At 64.2% G+C, this 21,190-nt stretch carries 21 protein-coding genes; 14 read left to right on the forward strand and 7 right to left on the reverse strand.

Annotated features, from left to right (window positions below; translation table 11 throughout):
* Nucleotides 1-97 precede the first annotated feature (97 nt).
* From K675_RS0105705 to K675_RS0105715, 3 genes are all read left to right on the forward strand, one after another.
* Nucleotides 98-1,156, forward strand: coding sequence for a PA0069 family radical SAM protein (locus tag K675_RS0105705; RefSeq protein WP_017902551.1), 1,059 nt, complete (start codon nucleotides 98-100; stop codon nucleotides 1,154-1,156).
* A gap of 258 nt (nucleotides 1,157-1,414) precedes the next feature.
* The gene (locus tag K675_RS0105710) at nucleotides 1,415-2,146 is read left to right on the forward strand and encodes a carbonic anhydrase (RefSeq protein ID WP_026144961.1); all 732 of its coding nucleotides are present in this window, start codon (nucleotides 1,415-1,417) and stop codon (nucleotides 2,144-2,146) included.
* 176 nt (nucleotides 2,147-2,322) lie between these two features.
* Entirely contained in the window at nucleotides 2,323-3,861 is a 1,539-nt protein-coding gene (locus K675_RS0105715) for a SulP family inorganic anion transporter (protein WP_017902553.1), read from the forward strand.
* 158 nt (nucleotides 3,862-4,019) lie between these two features.
* Here the strand turns inward: K675_RS0105715 and K675_RS0105720 are convergent, their stop codons facing one another.
* A complete protein-coding gene (locus K675_RS0105720) occupies nucleotides 4,020-4,670 on the reverse strand; it encodes a hypothetical protein (protein WP_017902554.1) in 651 nt (216 codons plus the stop codon).
* A 360-nt stretch (nucleotides 4,671-5,030) separates the two neighbouring features.
* Here K675_RS0105720 and coxB point away from each other — a divergent pair, with 360 nt between their 5' ends.
* From coxB to K675_RS0105740, 4 genes are read left to right on the forward strand one after another with little or no spacing between them, the layout of a single operon-like run.
* Nucleotides 5,031-6,158 carry a cytochrome c oxidase subunit II gene (coxB, locus tag K675_RS0105725; RefSeq protein WP_026144962.1) on the forward strand — a complete coding sequence of 376 codons (1,128 nt, stop codon included), beginning with the start codon at nucleotides 5,031-5,033 and terminating at the stop codon, nucleotides 6,156-6,158.
* A 55-nt stretch (nucleotides 6,159-6,213) separates the two neighbouring features.
* A complete protein-coding gene (gene ctaD, locus K675_RS0105730; protein ID WP_017902556.1) occupies nucleotides 6,214-7,803 on the forward strand; it encodes a cytochrome c oxidase subunit I in 1,590 nt (529 codons plus the stop codon).
* A 16-nt stretch (nucleotides 7,804-7,819) separates the two neighbouring features.
* Nucleotides 7,820-8,368 carry a cytochrome c oxidase assembly protein gene (locus tag K675_RS0105735; RefSeq protein WP_017902557.1) on the forward strand — a complete coding sequence of 183 codons (549 nt, stop codon included), beginning with the start codon at nucleotides 7,820-7,822 and terminating at the stop codon, nucleotides 8,366-8,368.
* A gap of 34 nt (nucleotides 8,369-8,402) precedes the next feature.
* Complete coding sequence (locus tag K675_RS0105740; protein ID WP_017902558.1) at nucleotides 8,403-9,299, forward strand: cytochrome c oxidase subunit 3; 897 nt, start codon at nucleotides 8,403-8,405, stop codon at nucleotides 9,297-9,299.
* Between the two features lie 13 nt (nucleotides 9,300-9,312).
* On the opposite strand, the gene K675_RS0105745 is transcribed toward K675_RS0105740, so the two are convergent.
* Nucleotides 9,313-9,516 carry a twin transmembrane helix small protein gene (locus tag K675_RS0105745; protein ID WP_017902559.1) on the reverse strand — a complete coding sequence of 68 codons (204 nt, stop codon included), beginning with the start codon at nucleotides 9,514-9,516 and terminating at the stop codon, nucleotides 9,313-9,315.
* Between the two features lie 72 nt (nucleotides 9,517-9,588).
* Here K675_RS0105745 and K675_RS0105750 point away from each other — a divergent pair, with 72 nt between their 5' ends.
* From K675_RS0105750 to K675_RS0105770, 5 genes are read left to right on the forward strand one after another with little or no spacing between them, the layout of a single operon-like run.
* Nucleotides 9,589-10,335 (forward strand): SURF1 family protein, encoded by a 747-nt coding sequence (locus K675_RS0105750; protein ID WP_026144963.1) that lies wholly within the window; start codon nucleotides 9,589-9,591, stop codon nucleotides 10,333-10,335.
* Nucleotides 10,301-10,894 carry a hypothetical protein gene (locus K675_RS0105755; RefSeq protein WP_017902561.1) on the forward strand — a complete coding sequence of 198 codons (594 nt, stop codon included), beginning with the start codon at nucleotides 10,301-10,303 and terminating at the stop codon, nucleotides 10,892-10,894. Before K675_RS0105750 ends, K675_RS0105755 begins: the two co-directional genes overlap by 35 nt.
* A 10-nt stretch (nucleotides 10,895-10,904) precedes the next feature.
* Nucleotides 10,905-11,984: a COX15/CtaA family protein gene (locus tag K675_RS0105760; RefSeq protein WP_017902562.1), complete on the forward strand. Its 1,080-nt coding sequence runs from the start codon at nucleotides 10,905-10,907 to the stop codon at nucleotides 11,982-11,984.
* Entirely contained in the window at nucleotides 11,972-12,871 is a 900-nt protein-coding gene (cyoE, locus tag K675_RS0105765; RefSeq protein WP_017902563.1) for a heme o synthase, read from the forward strand. The genes K675_RS0105760 and cyoE overlap by 13 nt, the downstream gene beginning before the upstream one ends.
* Nucleotides 12,868-13,503, forward strand: a complete 636-nt coding sequence (locus tag K675_RS0105770; protein WP_017902564.1) for an SCO family protein — start codon at nucleotides 12,868-12,870, stop codon at nucleotides 13,501-13,503. The genes cyoE and K675_RS0105770 overlap by 4 nt, the downstream gene beginning before the upstream one ends.
* Nucleotides 13,504-13,677: 174 nt before the next feature.
* Here K675_RS0105770 and K675_RS0105775 read toward each other — a convergent pair whose 3' ends face one another.
* A complete protein-coding gene (locus K675_RS0105775; protein WP_017902565.1) occupies nucleotides 13,678-14,103 on the reverse strand; it encodes a VOC family protein in 426 nt (141 codons plus the stop codon).
* Nucleotides 14,104-14,246: 143 nt separating this feature from the next.
* Between K675_RS0105775 and K675_RS0105780 the strand changes: the two genes are divergently transcribed.
* A complete protein-coding gene (locus K675_RS0105780) occupies nucleotides 14,247-15,101 on the forward strand; it encodes a LysR family transcriptional regulator (RefSeq protein WP_017902566.1) in 855 nt (284 codons plus the stop codon).
* A 199-nt stretch (nucleotides 15,102-15,300) separates the two neighbouring features.
* Here the strand turns inward: K675_RS0105780 and K675_RS0105785 are convergent, their stop codons facing one another.
* The 3 genes from K675_RS0105785 to K675_RS0105795 form a co-directional block, all read right to left on the reverse strand.
* Nucleotides 15,301-16,074 carry a MetQ/NlpA family ABC transporter substrate-binding protein gene (locus tag K675_RS0105785; RefSeq protein ID WP_017902567.1) on the reverse strand — a complete coding sequence of 258 codons (774 nt, stop codon included), beginning with the start codon at nucleotides 16,072-16,074 and terminating at the stop codon, nucleotides 15,301-15,303.
* 90 nt (nucleotides 16,075-16,164) lie between these two features.
* Nucleotides 16,165-16,839, reverse strand: coding sequence for a methionine ABC transporter permease (locus K675_RS0105790; RefSeq protein ID WP_017902568.1), 675 nt, complete (start codon nucleotides 16,837-16,839; stop codon nucleotides 16,165-16,167).
* Nucleotides 16,839-17,846, reverse strand: a complete 1,008-nt coding sequence (locus K675_RS0105795; protein WP_017902569.1) for a methionine ABC transporter ATP-binding protein — start codon at nucleotides 17,844-17,846, stop codon at nucleotides 16,839-16,841. Before K675_RS0105795 ends, K675_RS0105790 begins: the two co-directional genes overlap by 1 nt.
* Before the next feature lie 253 nt (nucleotides 17,847-18,099).
* Here K675_RS0105795 and katE point away from each other — a divergent pair, with 253 nt between their 5' ends.
* Nucleotides 18,100-20,238 carry a catalase HPII gene (gene katE, locus K675_RS0105800; protein ID WP_017902570.1) on the forward strand — a complete coding sequence of 713 codons (2,139 nt, stop codon included), beginning with the start codon at nucleotides 18,100-18,102 and terminating at the stop codon, nucleotides 20,236-20,238.
* A 218-nt stretch (nucleotides 20,239-20,456) separates the two neighbouring features.
* Here the strand turns inward: katE and K675_RS0105805 are convergent, their stop codons facing one another.
* A complete protein-coding gene (locus K675_RS0105805; RefSeq protein WP_017902571.1) occupies nucleotides 20,457-21,173 on the reverse strand; it encodes a PA5502 family lipoprotein in 717 nt (238 codons plus the stop codon).
* Nucleotides 21,174-21,190 lie beyond the last annotated feature (17 nt).

Consider the following 21,190-nt stretch of genomic DNA (forward strand, 5'->3'; position numbering starts at 1 on the left):
CAAGGATTTGTAGGTGTGGCGCCCGCAGGTCGGCTGGCCCTAGGCAGATCCGTCGGACTCGATTACTGTATATAAATACAGTAAAGGGTTTTCGCCGATGTCCACCCCTCTCCCGCCACGCGGTCGCGGTACCGCGAGCAACCCGCACAACCGCTTCGCGCCGAACCGCTCGGTGGTCGAGGATGACGGCTGGTACCAGGAGGTGCCACCGACCCAGGGCACCGAAGTGCGCATCGAGACGGCGAAGACCCTCATCACCCGCAATACCTCGCCCGACCTGCCCTTCGACCGCTCCATCAACCCTTATCGCGGCTGCGAGCACGGTTGTATCTACTGCTACGCGCGGCCCAGCCACGCCTACTGGGACATGTCGCCGGGCCTGGATTTCGAGACCCGCCTGATCGCCAAGAGCAACGCGGCGACGGTACTCGAGCAGCAACTGTCGAAGCCGGGCTACCGCTGCGCGCCGATCAACCTGGGTTCCAACACGGACCCCTACCAGCCGATCGAGCGCGAGCACCGGCTCACCCGGCAGACCCTCGAAGTGCTGTTGCGCTACCGGCATCCGGTGACGATCGTGACCAAGGGGGCGCTGATCCTGCGCGATCTCGACCTGTTGGTGGAACTGGCCCGGCAGCGGCTGGTGGCGGTGATGATCAGCCTGACCACGCTGGATGACGAGCTCAAGCGTATCCTCGAACCCCGTGCCGCCGCACCCAAGGCGCGCCTGCGGGCGATCCGGGTGATGCGCGAGGCGGGCATTCCGGTCGGTGTGTTGTGCTCGCCGATGATTCCGATGATCAATGACAGTGAACTCGAAAGCCTGCTTGCCCAAGCGCATGCCGCAGGGGCCCGGAGTGCGGCGTACATGATGCTGCGCCTGCCGCTGGAGGTGGCGCCGCTGTTCGAGGAGTGGTTGGCGGCGCATTACCCGCAACGGGCGACGCATGTCCTGAGCCTGATTCGCCAGAGCCGTGGCGGCGAACTCTACGACAGCCGCTTTGGTGCGCGGATGCGTGGCGAAGGGCCGTTCGCCGACCTGCTGGCCCAGCGTTTCGCCAGGGCCCTCAAGCGCCTGGGCCTGGACCGCCGGGAAGGTTTCAACCTCGATTGCAGCCTTTTCTGCCCGCCGGGGGCGCAAATGTCGCTGCTCTGACGTAAGCTTTGGATGAGGCATGCCATATGATGCCTCTTCGTGGCGGCGGGCGTCGGCGATGTCCCCCCGGAACGATGTGGAACGCGCGTCCTAGAGCCTCTGATTCAGTTTGAGTTAAGTTTCCACGGTTATGGTGTCCAGGCCTGTGTTTTTGCAGGTAGTGTTCAAGGAATCGGGCGTGCTGACCCGAAGAACGCTGGCCCTGAGCAAGCCAAATCAGGAAAATCCCCTTAAATCCGCCAGTAAAGAGGATGAATCATGAGTGACAGGGATAAACAGCCTTTGGCTGCGTCGGCTTCAGTGCTCCCCGAGACCGAAAGCGCCGATGCAGCATTGCAACATATCGTCGATGGTTTTCTGCGTTTTCACCATGAAGTCTTTCCGCAACAGGAAGAACTTTTCAAGAAACTCGCCACGGCCCAGGCTCCCCGGGCCATGTTCATCACCTGCGCCGACTCGCGCATCGTTCCCGAACTGATCACCCAGACCGGCCCCGGCGACCTGTTCGTCACCCGCAACGTCGGCAACGTGGTGCCACCCTACGGCCAGATGAACGGTGGTGTATCCACCGCCATCGAGTACGCCGTGCTGGCTCTTGGTGTGCAGCACATCATCATCTGCGGCCATTCGGACTGTGGCGCCATGCGCGCGGTGCTCAATCCCGAAAGCCTGGACAAGATGCCCACGGTCAAGGCCTGGCTGCGCCATGCCGAGGTGGCGCGGACCATGGTCCACGACAACTGCAATTGCGTCGACGAGCGTGAAAGCATGCATGTGGTGACCGAAGAAAACGTGATCGCCCAACTGCAGCACCTGCGGACCCACCCGTCGGTGGCTTCGCGCATTGCCAGTGGCCATCTGTTCATCCATGGCTGGGTCTACAACATCGAAACCAGCGAAATCAAAGCCTATGACGCGGACCGGGGCGACTTCCTGCCTCTGGATGGCACCCACCCCATCCCCTGCGCGACGCCGAAGGCACGCTTCTAGAGCCGGACTCGGCAGTATTCGCCCTTATGACGGCCGTCGAGGTCGTCGCAAGGGAGCGGTATTGCCGGGAAGGGTCACTTCAGCCTAAAGCTTTTTCCAATCGATAAGGTTCTGCCATGACTGCCACAGAGCGGTCTGGCTTTGCCATGCCTGAAGAAATCCTCAGGAGATTCGTCATGCGTGCTGCGCAACTGAAAGCTGTTTTACCCCGGGAGCTGCTGGCTTCCGTGGTGGTGTTCCTGGTCGCCCTGCCGCTGTGCATGGGAATCGCCATCGCGTCCGGCGTGCCGCCGGCCAAGGGCCTTATTACCGGCATTGTCGGTGGCCTGGTGGTCGGTTGGCTGGCGGGTTCGCCCCTGCAGGTCAGCGGTCCGGCCGCGGGCCTGGCGGTGCTGGTGTTCGAGCTGGTGCGCCAGCACGGCCTCGCCATGCTCGGGCCGATCCTGCTGCTGGCCGGCCTGCTGCAACTGCTCGCCGGGCGCCTGCGCCTGGGCTGCTGGTTCCGCGTCACCGCTCCGGCGGTGGTGTACGGAATGCTCGCCGGTATCGGCGTGCTGATCGTGCTGTCGCAGATCCACGTGATGTTCGACGCCTCGCCCCTGCCTTCGGGCCTGGATAACCTGCTGGGCTTTCCCCAGGCCCTGGGCAAGGCCTTGCCGATCGTTGGCGCCGGCATCGGCTGGCAGGCTGGCTTGCTGGGCCTTCTGACGATTCTGGTGATGTGGGTCTGGGAGAAGTTCAAGCCGCAGGGCCTGCGTTTCGTGCCGGGTGCCCTGCTGGGGGTGGGCCTGGCGACACTGGTGAGCCTGCTGCTGGCGTTGCCGGTACGCCGCGTGGAGGTGCCGGAGAACCTGGCCGATGCCATCGATTGGCTGCGTCCGGCCGACCTGCTCAATCTGGCCGACCCGGCGATCCTGGTCGCGGCCTTTGCCGTGGCCTTCATCGCCAGTGCCGAAACCCTGCTCTCGGCGGCGGCGGTCGACCGCATGCACGACGGTCAGCGCTCCGACTTCGACCGCGAACTCTCGGCACAGGGGGTGGGCAACATGCTCTGCGGCCTGCTCGGCGCGTTGCCGATGACCGGGGTGATCGTGCGCAGTTCGGCCAACGTCCAGGCCGGTGCCCGCACTCGCCTCTCGACCATGTTTCATGGCCTCTGGCTGCTGGCCTTCGTGCTGTTGCTGGCAAGCGTGCTGCAGAGTATCCCGGTGGCGAGTCTGGCCGGTGTGCTGGTGTTCACCGGGCTGAAGCTGGTCGACCTCAAAGTCTTCCGTAGCCTGGGCCGCTACGGACGGATGCCGATGTTCACCTACGCCGCGACGGCGCTGGCGATCGTCTTCACCGACCTGCTGACCGGCGTGCTGATCGGCTTCGGCCTGACCCTGGCGAAACTGGCCTGGAAGGCCTCGCGGCTGAAGGTCAGCCTGGTCGACCTGCCGGGTGAAGGTGAGCAGGAACTGCGTCTGACCGGGGCGGCGACCTTTCTCAAGGTACCGGTGCTGACCCAGGTGCTGGCGAGTGTGCCGCCGGGAACCACGGTGCATGTGCCACTGAACAACCTGACCTACATCGACCATTCCTGCCTGGAGCTGCTCGAGGAATGGGGGCGCGCCAACGCTGCCAAGGGTTCGCGGCTGGTGATCGAATCGCGTCGATTGAAACGGCGCCTGGAGGGTCGCCTGCGCACCACGACCGGTATCGGGTCGACAACTTAGGCTCTGTACGAAATACATCTGCGCTCGCCCAGGCTGCGTTGAAAACCGGCTCGCAATGCTCATTGACTCCAGTCAACTGCGCTTGCTCGCCGGTTTTCGCCTTGCCTGGCCTTCGCTCGAAAGCATTTCGTGCAGACCCACGGTGCGCAGCGGCAGGGTCAGGCGGCGGGCTGTTCCAGTTCCAGCTCCACGCCCAGTTGGCGGGACAGGCAAGGCCAGCGTTTCCACGCCGCTTCCGTGTCCGGGCTGTTGAGGCGGTCGCGATAGGCTTCCACCGATTCGAGCGCGAAGCTCTCTTCGTCGAGCATTTGATCGACCGCGTGATGCACCGCTTCATCCAGTTGGTTGGCGAACGCTTCGCCGATCAGCTGGTGGGCGATCAGGTTGGCCACGGTGGTGTTCAACGGGATCAGCGACTGGCCGAAATGCACGATGTACAGGTCATTGACCTCCTCCACCAGGCGATGCGCCAGGTAGGCTTCGTCCAGCAGGCTGTCGAGGCCGACATGGCCTTCGAGGATGCTTGGTGGTTGCAGGAAGAACTGCTCGGCAATTTTCAGCACAGGTTTGATCTGCGATTCGATACCCGCTTCGCGGGCGACCGAGTTGGCGGCATCCAGCAGGTCGGGGACCAGCTCGATGTAGGCGGTTACAAAACGGGTCATGACGCCCGTGGCATCTATCTCCGGTAATTGGATGGCGGGGTGCAGGTGCGGCAGTTGAGTTTCCAGTTGTTGCGTCAATTGGCCGGTTTCGGCTTCGTGTTGATGGGCTCGTTGTATTTGCTCGCGCAATGCGGCGGTGTTCATGAAGACTCCAATAGGTAATACAAAGGGAAAAAGGGAGACCATAAGGTAGCTGGGTTATAAAAGTTGTTAAGACGTATTTGTAATAATTATTTCATGGTTATATGCCTGCGTTATATTGGGATGCCGTTATTTCGCTGCAGCCCTCGCCGTTCGTGGCTTTCAGCAAACTGACAGGTTCATTTTTTCTATTGCATTGCGTGGTCCCGGTCGCTGTCTATACTCGGTTTTGTATGGAGTTAGCTGATGACGTCCGGCTTTGTGTTTCGGCAAGACCGAATGGTCCGCGTGCGTAGTCCGACCATTTCCCTTTGCCCCAGGTGAAAGCCGACGGGATAACAAGAACGATAAGGGGAACGCGCAATGATGCGACATCCACGGGTCTGGATGGGCCTGCTGTTGTGGTCGTTATTCAGCCAGGCGCAAGCCGCCTGGACCACGAATATGACGCAGGGGGCGACCGAGGTCAGTCACGCGGTCTTCGACCTGCACATGACCATCTTCTGGATCTGCGTGGTGATCGGCGTCATCGTCTTCGGGGCGATGTTCTGGTCGATGATCATTCACCGCCGCTCCACCGGCCAGGTCGCGGCCCGCTTCCATGAAAGCACCACGGTGGAGATCCTCTGGACCATCGTGCCTCTGCTGATCCTGGTGGCCATGGCGATTCCGGCCACCGCCACGTTGATCAAAATGTACGATACCAGTGAGTCGGATGTGGACATCCAGATCACAGGTTACCAGTGGAAGTGGCACTACAAGTATCTGGGCCAGGACGTCGAGTTCTTCAGCAACCTGGCCACGCCCCAGGAGCAGATCCACAACCAGTCAGCCAAGGGCGAGCACTACCTGCTCGAGGTCGACCAGCCGCTGGTGCTGCCGGCGGGGGTCAAGGTGCGGTTCCTGGTGACCGCCGCCGACGTGATCCACTCCTGGTGGGTACCGGCCTTCGCGGTCAAGCGCGATGCCATCCCCGGCTTCGTCAACGAGGCCTGGACCAAGGTCGACAAGCCCGGTCTCTACCGCGGCCAGTGCGCCGAACTGTGCGGCAAGGACCATGGCTTCATGCCCATCGTCGTCGACGTGAAATCCCGCGCCGACTACGACGCCTGGCTCGCCGAGCGCAAGGCCGAGGCGGCCAAGCTCAAGGAACTGACCAGCAAGGAATGGACCCTCGACGAGTTGGTGGCCCGTGGCGACAAGATCTATCACACCACCTGCGTGGCCTGTCACCAGGCCGAGGGCCAGGGCCTGCCGCCGATGTTCCCGGCGCTCAAGGGCTCGAAAATCGCCACCGGGCCCAAGGAGGCCCACCTGAGTCTGGTCTTCCACGGCAAGCCGGGTACCGCGATGGCGGCCTTCGGCAAGCAGCTTTCGGAAGTCGATATCGCCGCGGTCGTCACCTACGAGCGCAACGCCTGGGGCAACAACAAGGGCGACATGGTCACGCCGAAAGACGTGCTGGCGCTGAAACAGGCAGAAAGCAAATGACCGGGCCCGTCGTGTTCCCGGGCCGCCCGGTTCAAACCTCTGCAGGAGACAGGACATGAGTGCTGTGATCGATGACCATGGTCACGCCGGTGACCACGCCCACGGTCCCGCCAAGGGCCTGATGCGCTGGGTGCTGACCACCAACCACAAGGATATCGGCACGCTGTACCTGTGGTTCAGCTTCGCCATGTTCCTGCTCGGCGGCTCGTTCGCCATGGTGATCCGCGCCGAGCTGTTCCAGCCCGGCCTGCAGATCGTGCAGCCGGCGTTCTTCAACCAGATGACCACCATGCACGGCCTGGTGATGGTCTTCGGCGCGGTGATGCCGGCCTTCGTCGGCCTCGCCAACTGGATGATCCCGCTGATGATCGGCGCGCCGGACATGGCCCTGCCACGGATGAACAACTTCAGCTTCTGGCTGCTGCCGGCGGCGTTCGGCCTGCTGGTCTCGACCCTGTTCACCGCCGGTGGCGGGCCGAACTTCGGCTGGACCTTCTACGCGCCGCTATCGACCACCTACGCGCCGGAAAGCGTGACCTTTTTCATCTTCGCCATCCACCTGATGGGCATCAGTTCGATCATGGGCGCGATCAACGTGGTCTCGACCATCCTCAACCTGCGCGCCCCGGGCATGACCCTGATGAAGATGCCGCTGTTCGTCTGGACCTGGCTGATCACCGCCTTCCTGCTGATCGCGGTGATGCCGGTGCTGGCCGGCTGCGTGACCATGATGCTGATGGACATCCACTTCGGCACCAGCTTCTTCAGTGCCGCCGGTGGCGGTGACCCGGTGCTGTTCCAGCACGTGTTCTGGTTCTTCGGCCACCCCGAGGTGTACATCATGATCCTGCCGGCCTTCGGTGCCGTCAGCGCGATCATCCCGACCTTCTCGCGCAAGCCGCTGTTCGGCTACACCTCGATGGTCTACGCCACGGCGAGCATCGCCTTCCTGTCGTTCATCGTCTGGGCGCACCACATGTTCGTGGTCGGCATCCCGCTGGTGGGCGAGCTGTTCTTCATGTACGCGACGATGCTGATCGCGGTGCCGACCGGGGTGAAGGTGTTCAACTGGGTCAGCACCATGTGGCAGGGCTCGCTGACTTTCGAGACGCCGATGCTGTTCGCCGTGGCGTTCGTCATCCTGTTCTCCATCGGCGGCTTCTCCGGGCTGATGCTGGCGATCGCCCCGGCGGACTTCCAGTACCAGGACACCTACTTCGTGGTCGCGCATTTCCACTACGTGCTGGTGCCGGGGGCGATCTTCGGCATCTTCGCCTCGGCCTACTACTGGTTGCCGAAGTGGACCGGCCACATGTACGACGAGACCCTCGGCAAGTTGCATTTCTGGCTGTCGTTCGTCGGCATGAACCTGACCTTCTTCCCGATGCACTTCGTCGGCCTTGCCGGCATGCCGCGGCGGATCCCCGACTACAACCTGCAGTTCGCCGACTTCAATATGGTCTCCTCGATCGGCGGCTTCATGTTCGGCACCACCCAGCTGCTGTTCCTGTTCATCGTGATCAAGTGCATCCGTGGCGGCCCGGCGGCGCCGGCCAAGCCGTGGGATGGTGCCGAGGGCCTGGAGTGGAGCATCCCGTCGCCGGCGCCGTACCACACCTTCACCACGCCGCCGGAAGTGAAGTGACGCGGAGGGCCGTCCCATGAGCGACTCGGTTTCACTCAAACGCCTGGTCACCCGACTGCTGTTGGTGGTGGTGGCGATGTTCGCCTTCGGCTTCGCCCTGGTGCCGATCTACGACGTGATGTGCAAGGCGTTCGGTATCAACGGCAAGACCGCCGGCCAGTACGAGGGCGAGCAGGTGGTGGATGCCTCGCGGCAGATCGGCGTGCAGTTTCTCTCCACCAACGCGGTGGACATGGTCTGGGAGTTCTACCCGAAAACCGACCGGATCGACGTCCACCCCGGTGCGGTGAACGAGATGATCTTCGTCGCCTACAACCCCACCGACCGGGTGATGAAGGCCCAGGCCATCCCGAGCATTTCCCCCGGCAATGCGGCGGTGTATTTCCACAAGACCGAGTGCTTCTGCTTTACCCAGCAGACGCTCAAGCCCGGGGAGCGGGTCGAGATGCCGGTCCGTTTCATCGTCGACCGCGACATGCCCAGGGATGTGAAGCACCTGACACTGGCCTACACGCTGTTTGACATCACTGCCCACAACCCACCCGTGGCCCACTCGGGCGGTTAGGCCGGTCGGCGTGCCCGACAAGGAGAACAATAAAATGGCGACTCCCACCCACGAGCACTACTACGTTCCCGCCCAGAGCAAGTGGCCGATCGTCGCCACCGTGGGCCTGCTGGTCACCGTCTACGGCCTGGGCACCTGGTTCAACGACCTGAAGGCGGCGCGCCCGGAATCCCATGGCCCGCTGATCTTCTTCGTCGGCGGCCTGCTGCTGGCCTACATGCTGTTCGGCTGGTTCGGCGCGGTGATCCGGGAAAGCCGCTCCGGGCTGTACAGCGCGCAGATGGACCGTTCGTTCCGCTGGGGCATGAGCTGGTTCATCTTTTCCGAGGTGATGTTCTTCATCGCCTTCTTCGGCGCGCTGTTCTATGTGCGGCACATGTCGGTGCCGTGGCTGGCTGGCGAAGGCGGCGCCAAGGGCCTGGCGCACCTGCTCTGGCCGGAATTCCAGAACGCCTGGCCGCTGTTGAACAACCCCGATCCGAAACTCTTCCCGGCGCCCAAGGGCACCATCAGTCCGTGGGGCCTGCCGTTGCTCAACACCGTGCTGCTGGTCAGTTCCAGCGTGACGGTGACCTTGGCCCACCATGCGCTGAAGAAGGGCCATCGTGGCGCACTGAAAGCCTGGCTGGCATTGACGGTGCTGTTGGGGATGGCGTTTCTCGGCTTCCAGGCCGAGGAATACCTGCACGCCTACCACGAGCTGGGCCTGACCCTCGGCTCGGGCATCTACGGCGCGACATTCTTCATGCTCACCGGGTTCCACGGCGCCCACGTGACCATCGGCACGCTGATCCTGTTCGTGATGCTGGTGCGCATCCTGCGCGGGCACTTCGATGCCGAGCATCAGTTCGGCTTCGAGGCGGCGAGCTGGTACTGGCACTTCGTCGACGTGGTCTGGATCGGCCTGTTCGTCTTCGTTTACGTGCTGTGACCGCGGCGCCCGCCTACCAGGGGGCGCTGGAGACCAGTTGGCCGCTGTAGAAGCCCCAGGTGATCAACGCGAGGGTGATGGCGGCCAGGCTGACGCGAATGGTCAGCGCGGTCAGCAGGCGCTGCGACGGTGCCTCGTCCTTGACCAGGAAGACCAGGCCGCTGAACAGACTGATCAGCGTGGCAATCAGCAGCAGAACAATCGCCGCTTTGAGCATGGTGGGACTCCGGGGGGAGATGCACGTGTATTTGAGTATAGCGAGCCCGATTCCTGCCCGTGGGGCGCCGTCATGAGGCGCTGGCGTCCCGGCGTGGCGCCGACCCTGGTGGTGCTGCTGTTGCTGCCGATCCTGGTGTCGCTGGGTTTCTGGCAACTGCACCGCAGTGAGGAGAAGCGCCTGCTGCTGGAAAGCCATGCCCAGCGGCGCACGGCTGAGCCACTGAGTGTCGGGCAACTGCACGACAGTGTCGATCCGGCCTTTCGCCGGGTGCGGCTGCGTGGCCAGTTCGATGGCCAACACAGCTACCTGCTGGACAACCGCATCCGCAACGGCCAGGTCGGCGTCGAGCTGATCCAGCCGTTCCACGACCAGGCCAGCGGGCTCTGGCTGCTGGTCAACCGCGGCTGGCTGCCCTGGCCGCAACGACGTACGCCGCCGGCGTTCAGCACGCCGGAGCAGGCACTGAACATCGATGCCTGGGTCTACGTGGCGCCGGGCGCGACCTTCCAGTTGCACGCCGACCCGGCCGATGCCGCCTGGCCGCGGCTGGTGACCGCGATCGAACCGGACAGGCTGTGGAAAGAACTGGGGCGCGACGGCTACGCCTACGAACTGCGCCAGGAACCCGGCCCCGGCAGCTACGAGACCGGCTGGCCGGTGGTGGCCGAAGGCATGGGCCCGGAAAAACACCTCGGCTACGCCGTGCAGTGGTTCGCCATGGCCCTGGCCCTGTTCGGTCTCTATCTCTACCTCGGATGGCATAACGCAAGGGAGAAACGGCATGGGAGCGGCCATGAATCGATTCGACACCACTGAGCCACGCCAGTCGGGCGCGCGTGCCCGTGGCCGTTGGCAACTGATCCTCATCGTGCTGATGGTCATCGGTCCGATGATCCTCGCCACGGGCATGTACAAGCTGCAGTTCTGGGTACCGGAAAGTCGCAGCTACCACGGCGAACTGATCGGCAATGGCCAGGGCCGCGCCGACCTGGGGATACAGGCCGACGAGACCCGCTGGCAACTGCTGGTGACCGCGCCGCAGGACTGCACGGCGGACTGCCAGCAACTGGTCTACCTGGCGCGACAGATCCATATCGGCCTGGGGCGTGACGCCTCCCGGGCCAGCCACGCGCTGGCAACCGCGCAGCCACTGGCCGACGGCTACGCCGCCAAGCTGCAGCGTGAGTATCCGCAACTGCAACGCTATGCCCTCGACCTGCCCGCCTACACCCGCGAGGCCAGGGGCAGTACCGGGCCGCAGCTGTGGATCATCGACCCCCACGGCAACCTGGTGCTGCGCTATGACACCCGGGTCAAGGGCAAGGACCTGCTCAACGACCTGCGCCAGTTGTTGAAACTGTCGAACATCGGCTAAGGAGATCGGCATGGCCAAGCCAGGATTCCGCCTCGCGTTGTTTGCCACCGTGCTGGCGCTGATTGTCGTGCTGCTCGGCGCCTATACCCGCCTGACTCACGCCGGCCTCGGCTGCCCGGACTGGCCCGGTTGCTATGGCTTCATCGGCGTACCCAAGAGCGAAGCCCAACTGGCCCATGCCGAGCTGCACTTCCCCGACTCGCCGGTGGAGGCGCACAAGGGCTGGAATGAAATGATCCACCGTTATTTCGCCGGCAGCCTGGCCCTGGCGATCATCGTGCTGGCGGCCCGTTCCTGGAGGGAGCGGCGTCGTGAGGGACAGCCGCTGAAGCTGCCGCTGTTCCTGCTGGCGGTGGTGTTCGCCCAGGCCGCGTTCGGCATGTGGACGGTGACCCTCAAGCTCTGGCCGCAGGTGGTCACCGGCCACCTGCTCGGCGGTTTCGCCACCCTGAGTCTGCTGTTCCTGCTGACCCTGCGCCTGTCCGGCGTGCTGCCGGCGCTGGCGGTGCCCAGGCGACTGCAACGCTGGGCGACGGCCGGGCTGCTGCTGGTGATCCTGCAGATCGCCCTCGGCGGCTGGGTCAGTTCCAACTATGCCGCGGTGGCCTGCATTGACCTGCCGACCTGCCATGGCCAATGGTGGCCGGCGGCGGACTTCGCCAACGGTTTCCACCTGACCCAGCATATCGGCCCGAACTATCTGGGCGGCCAGCTCGACAGCGAGGCCCGCACGGCGATTCACCTCACCCACCGCATTGGCGCGCTGCTGGTGACCCTGGTGCTGCTGGGGCTGGCCTGGCAGTTGCGGGTGGTCGGCATGACCCGCCTGGCCGGGCTGCTGCTGTGTGCCCTGACGGCACAGATCGGCCTGGGCCTGAGCAACGTGTATTTCCACCTGCCACTGCCGGTGGCCGTGGCGCATAACGCCGGTGGTGCGCTGCTGCTGCTGACGCTGGTGCTGGTCAACTATCACGCGCGGACCGCCCTGGTGCGGGTGCGCCGGCAGGCGCCCGCCCGCTGGCGGCTCAGCCCCCGTGGGACGGTACACGGACCCAACACCATCAAGGGAGAAATGCCATGGCGACTGTAGCCGGTGAGCGTCACCGCCAGGCGATCTGGCGCGACTATCTGGAGCTGACCAAGCCCAAGGTGGTGGTATTGATGCTGATCACCTCGCTGGTGGGCATGTTTCTCGCCACCCGCGCCGGAGTGCCGTGGACGGTGCTGGTGTTCGGCAACCTCGGCATCGGCCTGTGCGCGGGCGGCGCGGCGGTGGTCAACCATGTGGTGGACCGCCGCATCGACGCGGTGATGGCCCGGACCCACAAGCGCCCGCTCGCCGAGGGCCGCGTTTCGCCGCCGGCGGCACTGGCCTTCGCGCTGCTGCTGGCGGTGCTCGGCCAGGCGTTGCTGCTGGCCTTCACCAACCCGCTGACCGCCTGGCTGACCCTGGCTTCGCTGCTCGGCTACGCGGTGATCTACACCGGCTTCCTCAAGCGTGCCACACCGCAGAACATCGTCATCGGCGGCCTGGCCGGCGCGGCACCGCCGCTGCTGGGCTGGGTCGCGGCCACCGGGCACATGGGCGCCGAGCCGCTGCTGCTGGTGCTCATCATCTTCGCCTGGACCCCGCCGCATTTCTGGGCCCTGGCGATCCATCGCAAGGAGGAATACGCCAAGGCCGATATCCCGATGCTGCCGGTGACCCACGGCGAGCACTACACCAAGGTGCATATCCTGCTGTACACCTGTGTCCTGCTGGCGGCCAGCCTGCTGCCGTTCGTGATCCACATGAGTGGCGTGCTCTACCTGCTCTGCGCCCTCGGCCTGGGTGCGCGCTTCCTGCAATGGGCCTGGGTGCTGTACCGTGGCAGCCGGCCGCATGCGGCGATCGACACCTTCAAGTACTCTATCTGGTACCTGTTCCTGCTGTTCATCGCGCTGCTCGTCGATCACTACCTACTGTTGAATCTATGACTCGAACTCAGAAAACCGTCTTCATTCTCGTCGCCGTGGTGGCCCTGGTCCTGGGGCTGACGGTCAACAAGGTTCTCAACGGCAAGGGCCAGGGCGATACCACCGCGCTGATCGATGCCGGGATCATCCTGCTGCCGCAGAGCCGCACGCTGCCGGATGTGAAAATGACCGACCAGGATGGCCAGCCGGTCGAGGTCGACCAGCTCAAGGGCAAGTGGACCCTGTTGTTCTTCGGCTACACCTTCTGCCCGGACATCTGCCCGACCACCCTCGCGCAGTTGCGGCAGATCAAGAGCGAGCTGCCCAGGGAGGCGGTGGACAAGCTGCAGATCATCCTGGTGAGCGTCGACCCCAACCGCGACAACCCCAAGCAGCTCAAGCAGTACCTGGGGTATTTCGATCCGCAGTTCCGTGGGCTGACGGCGGGCTCCATCGAGGACCTGCAGAAGCTGGCGAACGCGGTGAGCATTCCGTTCATCCCGGCCGATACCAGCAAGCCTAACTACACGGTCGACCACAGCGGCAACCTGGCGGTCGTCGGGCCGGATGGCAGGCAGCGCGGTTTCATCCGTGCGCCGCTGAACAACCAGAAGCTGGTGGCGCAGTTGCCGAGCATGCTCAAGCGCAATTAGGTGCCGGCCAGGCAGTCCATTCCGTGGGAGCCGCCCGGCCGGCTCCCACAATGACCGCGCCAGGCTCGGAAGACCGCGCCCCTCTGTAGGAGCGTGGCTTGCCCGCGAATAGGCCCTCAAGTCTTGCCCACAACCATAGAATTTCCCACAGGGTCGGCGGCGTCAATCGACAGACTACTTGGCGAACAGCTGCCCGATATCCTTGAACGCCTTGAACTCCAGCGCATTGCCGCACGGGTCGAGCAGGAACATGGTCGCCTGCTCGCCCACCTGGCCCTTGAAGCGCACGTAGGGTTCGATCACGAACCGGGTCTGCCGGGCACGCAGCCGCTCGGCCAGCGCTTCCCATTCTTCCCAGCCCAACACCACGCCAAAATGCGGGACCGGCACGTCGTGGCCGTCCACCGGGTTGCTCATTGCCTGTTCCTGGGCGGCGGTCCTGGCCTGGTAGTGGATCACCAACTGGTGGCCGAAGAAGTCGAAGTCCACCCAGTGCTCGCTGCTGCGCCCTTCCGGACAACCGAACACATCGCCGTAGAAGCGTCGGGCCGCGGCCAGGTCATGAACGGGAATTGCGAGGTGAAAGGGAGAAAGCGCCATGGTGGGTACCCATCGTGAGAAGTGAACTTTCAGTCTAGAGGCGAATATTTTGTGGAAAAGCGCATATTCTTGCCTTCGAGCACAAATTATTTTGTCGTATCCTGCCTTTCCGATCTGTCTCACCCCGTCTCTGGATGATCCTGATGCTGCGAGAACTCAAGACCTTCATCCGCGTGGCCCGCGAAGGCACCTTTGTCGCTGCCGGGCAGCAACTGGGGCTGACCCAGTCGGCGGTCAGCGCGCAGATGCGGGTGTTGGAGCAGAACCTCGGCGTGCGCCTGTTCGATCGCAGTGGCCGCGCCGCCGTGTTGAATGCGGCCGGGCGTCATGCGCTGCCGCTGGCTGAGCAGATCCTCGCCCTCTATGGTGCGATGGCGTTGCCCACGGCCGCCGCGCAATGGCAGGGCGAACTGCGTATCGGCGCCATCGCCACGGTGCAGACCGGCCTGCTGCCACGGGCCCTGCCGAGGTTTCGCGAGGCGGCGCCACGGGTCGACCTGAAGCTGGTCCCCGGGGTGTCGCTCAACCTGCTGAGCCAGGTCGACGCCGGGGAACTGGACCTGGCGTTGCTGATCAAGCCGCCGTTCGAACTGCCCAAGGAGTTGCTGGCGATTCCCCTGGCCAGCGAGGCCTTCGTACTGATCGCGCCCCGGCAGGTCACGGGCGACGACCCGCGGCTACTGCTCGCCGAGCAGCCGTTCGTGCGTTATGACCGGGTTTCGTTCGGTGGGCGGCTGGTCAGCCAGTTCCTGCGCGAGCAACGGATCCAGGTGCGTGATGTGCTGGAGCTGGACGAGATCGAGGCGATTGCGCGGATGGTCGAATGCGGGCTGGGAGTGTCGCTGGTGCCCAGGGCCGGGCTTTGGCTGCAGCGCGTGGATCAGTTGCGGGTCATCGAGCTGGGTGAGTTGACCTTCGAGCGTCAGCTGATCGCGGTATTGCGCCGCGCCCAGCGCCAGCCGGCCCTGGATTGCCTGCTGGAGTGCCTGCGGGCCTGAAACGGCCCACGCGGAGCGTGGGAACGATCGGCATGAGCGGTGTCGTGGCGAGCGGGCTTGCCGCGCTGGGCTGCGAAGCAGCCCTGAAACCGATGATCGCGGTGTGTCATGTGGAGCAGAGTGATCGGTTTTGCGGCTGCTTCGCAGCCCAGCGCGGCGGTGCGGCGTTCCGACAAGCCCGCTCGCCACAAGGCAAAGGTCAGAACGCCGGAACGATCGAGCCCTTGTACTTCTCGAGGATGAACGCCTTCACTTCCGGGCTGTGCAGCGCGGCAACCAGTTTCTTCAGGGCATCCGAATCCTTGTCGTCCGGGCGGGCCACCAGGATGTTCACGTAAGGCGAGTCCTTGCCTTCGATGAACAGCGCGTCCTTGGACGGGTCGAGCTTGGCTTCCAGGGCGTAGTTGGTGTTGATCAGCGCCAGATCGACCTGGGTCAGCACGCGTGGGATGGTCGCCGCTTCCAGTTCACGGAACTTCAGGTCTTTCGGGTTCTCGGCGATGTCCTTCGGCGTCGACAGGATGTTGTGCGCGTCCTTGAGCTTGATCAGGCCGGCCTTTTCCAGCACCAGCAGCGCACGGCCGCCGTTGGTGGCGTCGTTCGGGATCACCACGGTGGCGCCACCGGGCAGGTCCTCGAGCTTCTTGTACTTGCTGGAGTAGGCGCCCAGCGGCTCGATGTGCACGCCGGCCACGCTGACCAGGTGGGTGCCCTTGGACTTGTTGAACTCATCCAGGTACGGCTGGTGCTGGAAGAAGTTGGCGTCCAGACGCTTCTCGGCCACCTGCACGTTGGGCTGCACGTAGTCGGTGAAGACCTTGATCTTCAGGTCCACGCCTTCCTTGGCCAGGGTTGGTTTGACGAATTCGAGGATTTCCGCGTGTGGTACCGGGCTGGCGGCCACGCTCAGGGTTTCCGCTGCGTGAGCGGAGAACGCCGCGACGGCGGCGAAGGCAGCGATCAGTTTTTTCATCGAACGACTCCATGTGGGATGCCGCTTGGCATCTTCCGGCCCCGGGGCCGGCGATCAGTAGGTTGCGAAAGCGTTTTGGGGTGTTGCCCGTTACTTGCGGGAGAACCGCGCCACGAGCTTGTCGCCGATGGTCTGCAGGACCTGCACCAGCACCACCAGCATGACCACGGTGACCAGCATCACATCGTTCTGGAACCGCTGGTAACCATAGCGGATCGCCAGGTCGCCGAGGCCGCCGGCACCGACCACACCGGCCATGGCGGTATAGCCTACCAGGGTGATGGTGGTCACGGTGATTGCCGCCAGGATACCCGGACGGGCTTCCGGCAGCAGCGCATTGAAGACGATCTGGCGGGTGGTCGCGCCCATGGCCTGGGTCGCCTCGATGATGCCGCGGTCGACCTCGCGCAGCGCGGTCTCCACCAGGCGGGCGAAGAACGGCGCGGCGCCGATCACCAGCGGCGGAATGGCGCCGGCCACGCCCAGCGAGGTGCCGGTGAGGAACACGGTGGTGGGGATCAGCACGATCAGCAGGATGATGAACGGCAGCGAACGCACCACGTTGACCACGAACGACAGCGCCGAGTAGGTCGGCTTGTGCTCGAGCAACTGGCGCGGGCTGCACAGGAACAGCAGCACGCCCAGCGGCAGGCCGAGCAGCACGGTGAACAGCAGCGATCCGCCGAGCATCATCATGGTGTCGCCGGTGGCTTCCCAGATGTCCGACCAGTCGATGTTGGCGAAGAAGCTCAGGAACAGGTCCATCAGCGCAGTACCTCCATATGGACGTCAGCCGCGGCGAAGCGGGCGAAGGCGGCGTCCAGGTCGCCGCCGGTGATGGCCAGCGTCAGTTGCCCGTACGGGGTGTCCTTGATGCGGTCGATACGCCCGGCGAGGATACTGTAGTCGACGCCGGTTTCACGGGCCACGGTGCCCAGCAGCGGCGCGTAGGTGGCGTCGCCCTGGAAGGTCAGGCGCACGATGCGGCCGGGTACGTGGGCGAAGTCGTTGCGTTGCTCGTTTTCGTCGATCTGTTCGTCTTCCTGGACGAAGCGGCGGGTGGTCGGGTGCTTGGGATGCAGGAACACCTCGGCCACCGGGCCCTGCTCGACGATCACGCCGGCGTCCATCACACCGACCACATCGCAGACACGGCGGATCACGTCCATCTCGTGGGTGATCAGGACGATGGTCAGCTTCAGCTCGCGGTTGATCTCGGCCAGCAGTTGCAGGACCGAGGCGGTGGTCTGCGGGTCGAGGGCGCTGGTGGCCTCGTCGCACAGCAGGATTTTCGGCTTGGTCGCCAGGGCGCGGGCGATGCCGACGCGCTGTTTCTGCCCACCGGACAGTTGCGACGGGTACTTCTTCGCATGATCGGACAGGCCGACGCGTTGCAGCAGCTCGGCGACGCGCTGGTCGATCTCCCGGCGGGACAGTTCACCGGCCAGGTTCAGCGGCAGCGCGACGTTGTCGGCGACGGTCTTGGACGCCAGCAGGTTGAAGTGCTGGAAGATCATCCCGACCTGCTGGCGGAAACGCCGCAGGCCATTGGCGTCGAGCGCGGTGATTTCCTCGCCGTCGACGACGATCTTGCCGCCGCTGGGCGCTTCCAGGCGGTTGATCAGGCGCAGCAGGGTACTTTTGCCGGCGCCGGAATGACCAATCAGGCCGAACACCTGGCCTGCCTCGACGCGCAGATTGGTCGCGTGCAGGGCGGGGATTTCCTTACCGGCGACCCGGTAGGTTTTATGGACGTTATGAAACTCGATCACGTAGCGAACCTTGTGGGGCGCAATGGAAAGGGGTCAGCGGTTAGCCGGGCGCGCATTTTAGCCTGTCCGTATAGAGGCTATTAGCATTTATTTCGCACGCAACCTGCAATTTGGCAATAACACGATCAGTGGTCAGAAAAAAGGAACGGCCTCAGAGCACTGGCAGTCACTCGTTAGGCATGTCGAATCCTGATCCCGGGATCCTGCCGATTACCGGCATGTTTCCGGCGACCGTAACCGAGGAATCTGTCTGATGAGTATCAAGAAACCTACGGCCACCCAGAGCCAACTGGCTGGAACCGATACGCTGGATCGCGGCAACACCAATGACAAGCTGCAAAGCCTGGAGCCGTTCCGCTCCGACGCCACCGGGCAGGCCCTGCGCACCAATCAGGGGGTCAAGATCGCCGACAACCAGAACAGCCTGAAGGCCGGCGCGCGCGGGCCTTCCCTTCTGGAAGATTTCATCATGCGTGAAAAGATCACGCATTTCGACCATGAGCGGATTCCCGAGCGTATCGTGCATGCCCGGGGCACCGCCGCCCATGGCTACTTCCAGGCCTACGAGAGCCACGCGGCGTTGACCAAGGCCGGCTTTCTCCAGGATCCCGGGCGCAAGACCCCGGTGTTCGTGCGTTTTTCCACGGTGCAGGGGCCGCGTGGCTCCGGCGACACGGTGCGCGACATTCGCGGCTTTGCGGTGAAATTCTTCACCGAGGAAGGCAACTTCGACCTGGTCGGCAACAACGTGCCGGTCTTTTTCATTCAGGACGCGATCAAGTTCCCCGACTTCGTCCATGCGGTCAAACCCGAGCCGCACAACGAAATCCCCACCGGCGGCTCGGCCCACGATACCTTCTGGGACTTCGTCTCGCTGGTGCCGGAGTCGGCCCATGCGGTGATCTGGGCCATGTCCGACCGGGCGATTCCGCGCAGCCTGCGCAGCATGCAGGGTTTTGGCGTGCACACTTTCCGCCTGGTCGATGCCGAAGGCGGCTCGCGCTTCGTCAAGTTTCACTGGCGGCCCGGTGTCGGGACCTGTTCGCTGGTCTGGGACGAAGCGCAGAAGCTGGCGGGCAAGGACACCGATTTCCATCGGCGCGACCTCTGGGAGTCGATCGAAAGCGGCGACTACCCCGAATGGGAGCTGGGCGTGCAGGTCGTTGCCGAAGAGGACGAGCACAACTTCGACTTCGATATCCTCGACCCGACCAAGCTGATTCCCGAGGAACTGGTGCCGATCACGCCGCTGGGCAAGATGGTGCTCAACCGCAATCCCGACAATTTCTTCGCCGAGACCGAGCAGGTCGCCTTCTGCCCCGGGCACATCGTGCCGGGGATCGACTTCTCCAACGACCCGCTGTTGCAGGGCCGGCTGTTTTCCTACACCGATACCCAGATCAGCCGCCTGGGCGGGCCGAACTTCCATGAGCTGCCGATCAACCGGCCGCTGGCGCCCTTCCACAGCAGCCAGCGCGACGCCCAGCACCGCTCGGTGATCGACAAGGGCCGGGCGTCCTACGAGCCCAACTCGATCGATGGCGGCTGGCCTCGGGAAACCCCCGCGGCGGCCCGCGACGGTGGCTTCGAGAGTTATCCCGAGCGGATCGATGCGGCGAAGATCCGCCAGCGCAGCGAGTCCTTCTCCGACCACTTCTCCCAGGCCCGGTTGTTCTTCAACAGCATGAGCAAGCCCGAGAAGGAGCACATCATCGCCGCCTACAGTTTCGAGCTGGGCAAGGTCGAGCGTGAACATATCCGCGCCCGGCAGGTGAACGAGATTCTGGCCAACATCGACCTGGAGCTGGCCGCGCGGGTTGCCGCCAACCTTGGTCTGCCGGCGCCGCAGGCGGGTACGGTGGCGCCGCGCGAGACCGCGCTGGAGCAATCGCCGGCGCTGAGCCAGGCGAACCTGCTGGCGGGGAATATCAAGACACGCAAGGTGGCGATCCTTGCGGCGAATGGCGCCGATGGTGCGGCGATCGAGGCAGTGCAGAAGCTATTGGAAACGGAAGGTGCCCGTGCGCGGCTGCTTGGCCCGACGTCGGCGGCGATTACCACGGCTGGCGGTGCGAGCCTGGCGGTGGATGCCTCGATGGAGGGCCTGCCGTCAGTGGCGTTCGATGCGGTGTATGTGCCGGGCGGGGCCGAGTCGGTCAAGGCCCTCGGCGGCAACGGCGTGGCGCTGCATTACCTGCTGGAGGCCTACAAGCACCTCAAGCCGATCGCCGTGCATGGGGACGCCAAGGCGCTGCTGGAGAAGCTGCACCTACAGGCGGACGCTGGGTTGGTAGTGGGCAGTGATGCCAAGGCGTTGAAGGCCTTTATCGCGGCGCTGGCCGGGCATCGTGTCTGGGAGCGGGAGGAGCGGGCGAAGGCTGTGCCGGCCTGACGGCTAATTCGTGGGCAAGCCGGGCTGCCACAGCGCCGATCGTTCCCACGCTCCGCGTGGGAATGCCTCTCCGGACGCTCAGCGTCCGCTCTTGTGACGCAGAGCGACACGGGCTGCGTACCCACGCGGAGCGTGGGTACGATCGACAGTCCTGCAGAGCATGCGCGCTTTTGTGGGAGACGACCGGGCGGCGCTCCGCTTGCTGGCGATCGGCGGTCTCAGGGCTTGCGCGGACTCAGCACGACCTGGGCCTTCACCTTGCGGTCGATCTGCTTGTCGATCTTCAGCTCGAAGTTTGGATCGAGCTTCTTCACACGCTTGCTCAGCAGGGTCTCCAACCAAGGGTAATCCTGGGTCCGTGGCACCTGAAAGGTGACCGCGCACTGGTAGTTGACCACGTCCGCCGCCAGCGCATCCATCTGCTTGCGCAGCAGCGCGATGTCCTGGATGTTCAGGGCGATGGTGCTGCTTTCGGCGCTCGGGTCGATCAGCCTGGCCGCCGGCCTGGCTTCGGCAGCCTGAAGCTCGGCCTCGGCCTTCTCCAGTTCGGCCTTGCGTGCCTGGGCGATGGCGCCGTTGACACCACCGGTCAGCGCCGGGGCCTTGGGCATCAGTGCGCGGGCGCGGCTCAGCGCCGTGGCGGCAGCATTGACGTCACCTTTCTGCAACACGATCTGGCTGCGCTGCAGATAGGCCTCGGCCAACTGCCGCTGGTACTGGACCAGTTGCGGGTCGTCCGGGGACTGCGCCTGCAAGGTGGCCAACTGGTCTTCGGCGGTGGCCAGCTCGTTGCTGTTGATGTTCTGCTCCAGCGCGGCAATCGCCGTGGCCCGTGCGTCGGGCACGGCGGTGGCGGCCGGCGGGGGGCTCTGGCAGGCACCCAACAGCAAGGAAAATGCGGCAAGGAGCAGATAACGGGAGGCGGAAAGCTTCATTCCTGCGACTCTCTAAT

The sequence above is a fragment of the Pseudomonas fuscovaginae SE-1 genome, assembly GCF_000364705.1.
GTDB classification, from domain to species: domain Bacteria; phylum Pseudomonadota; class Gammaproteobacteria; order Pseudomonadales; family Pseudomonadaceae; genus Aquipseudomonas; species Aquipseudomonas fuscovaginae_A.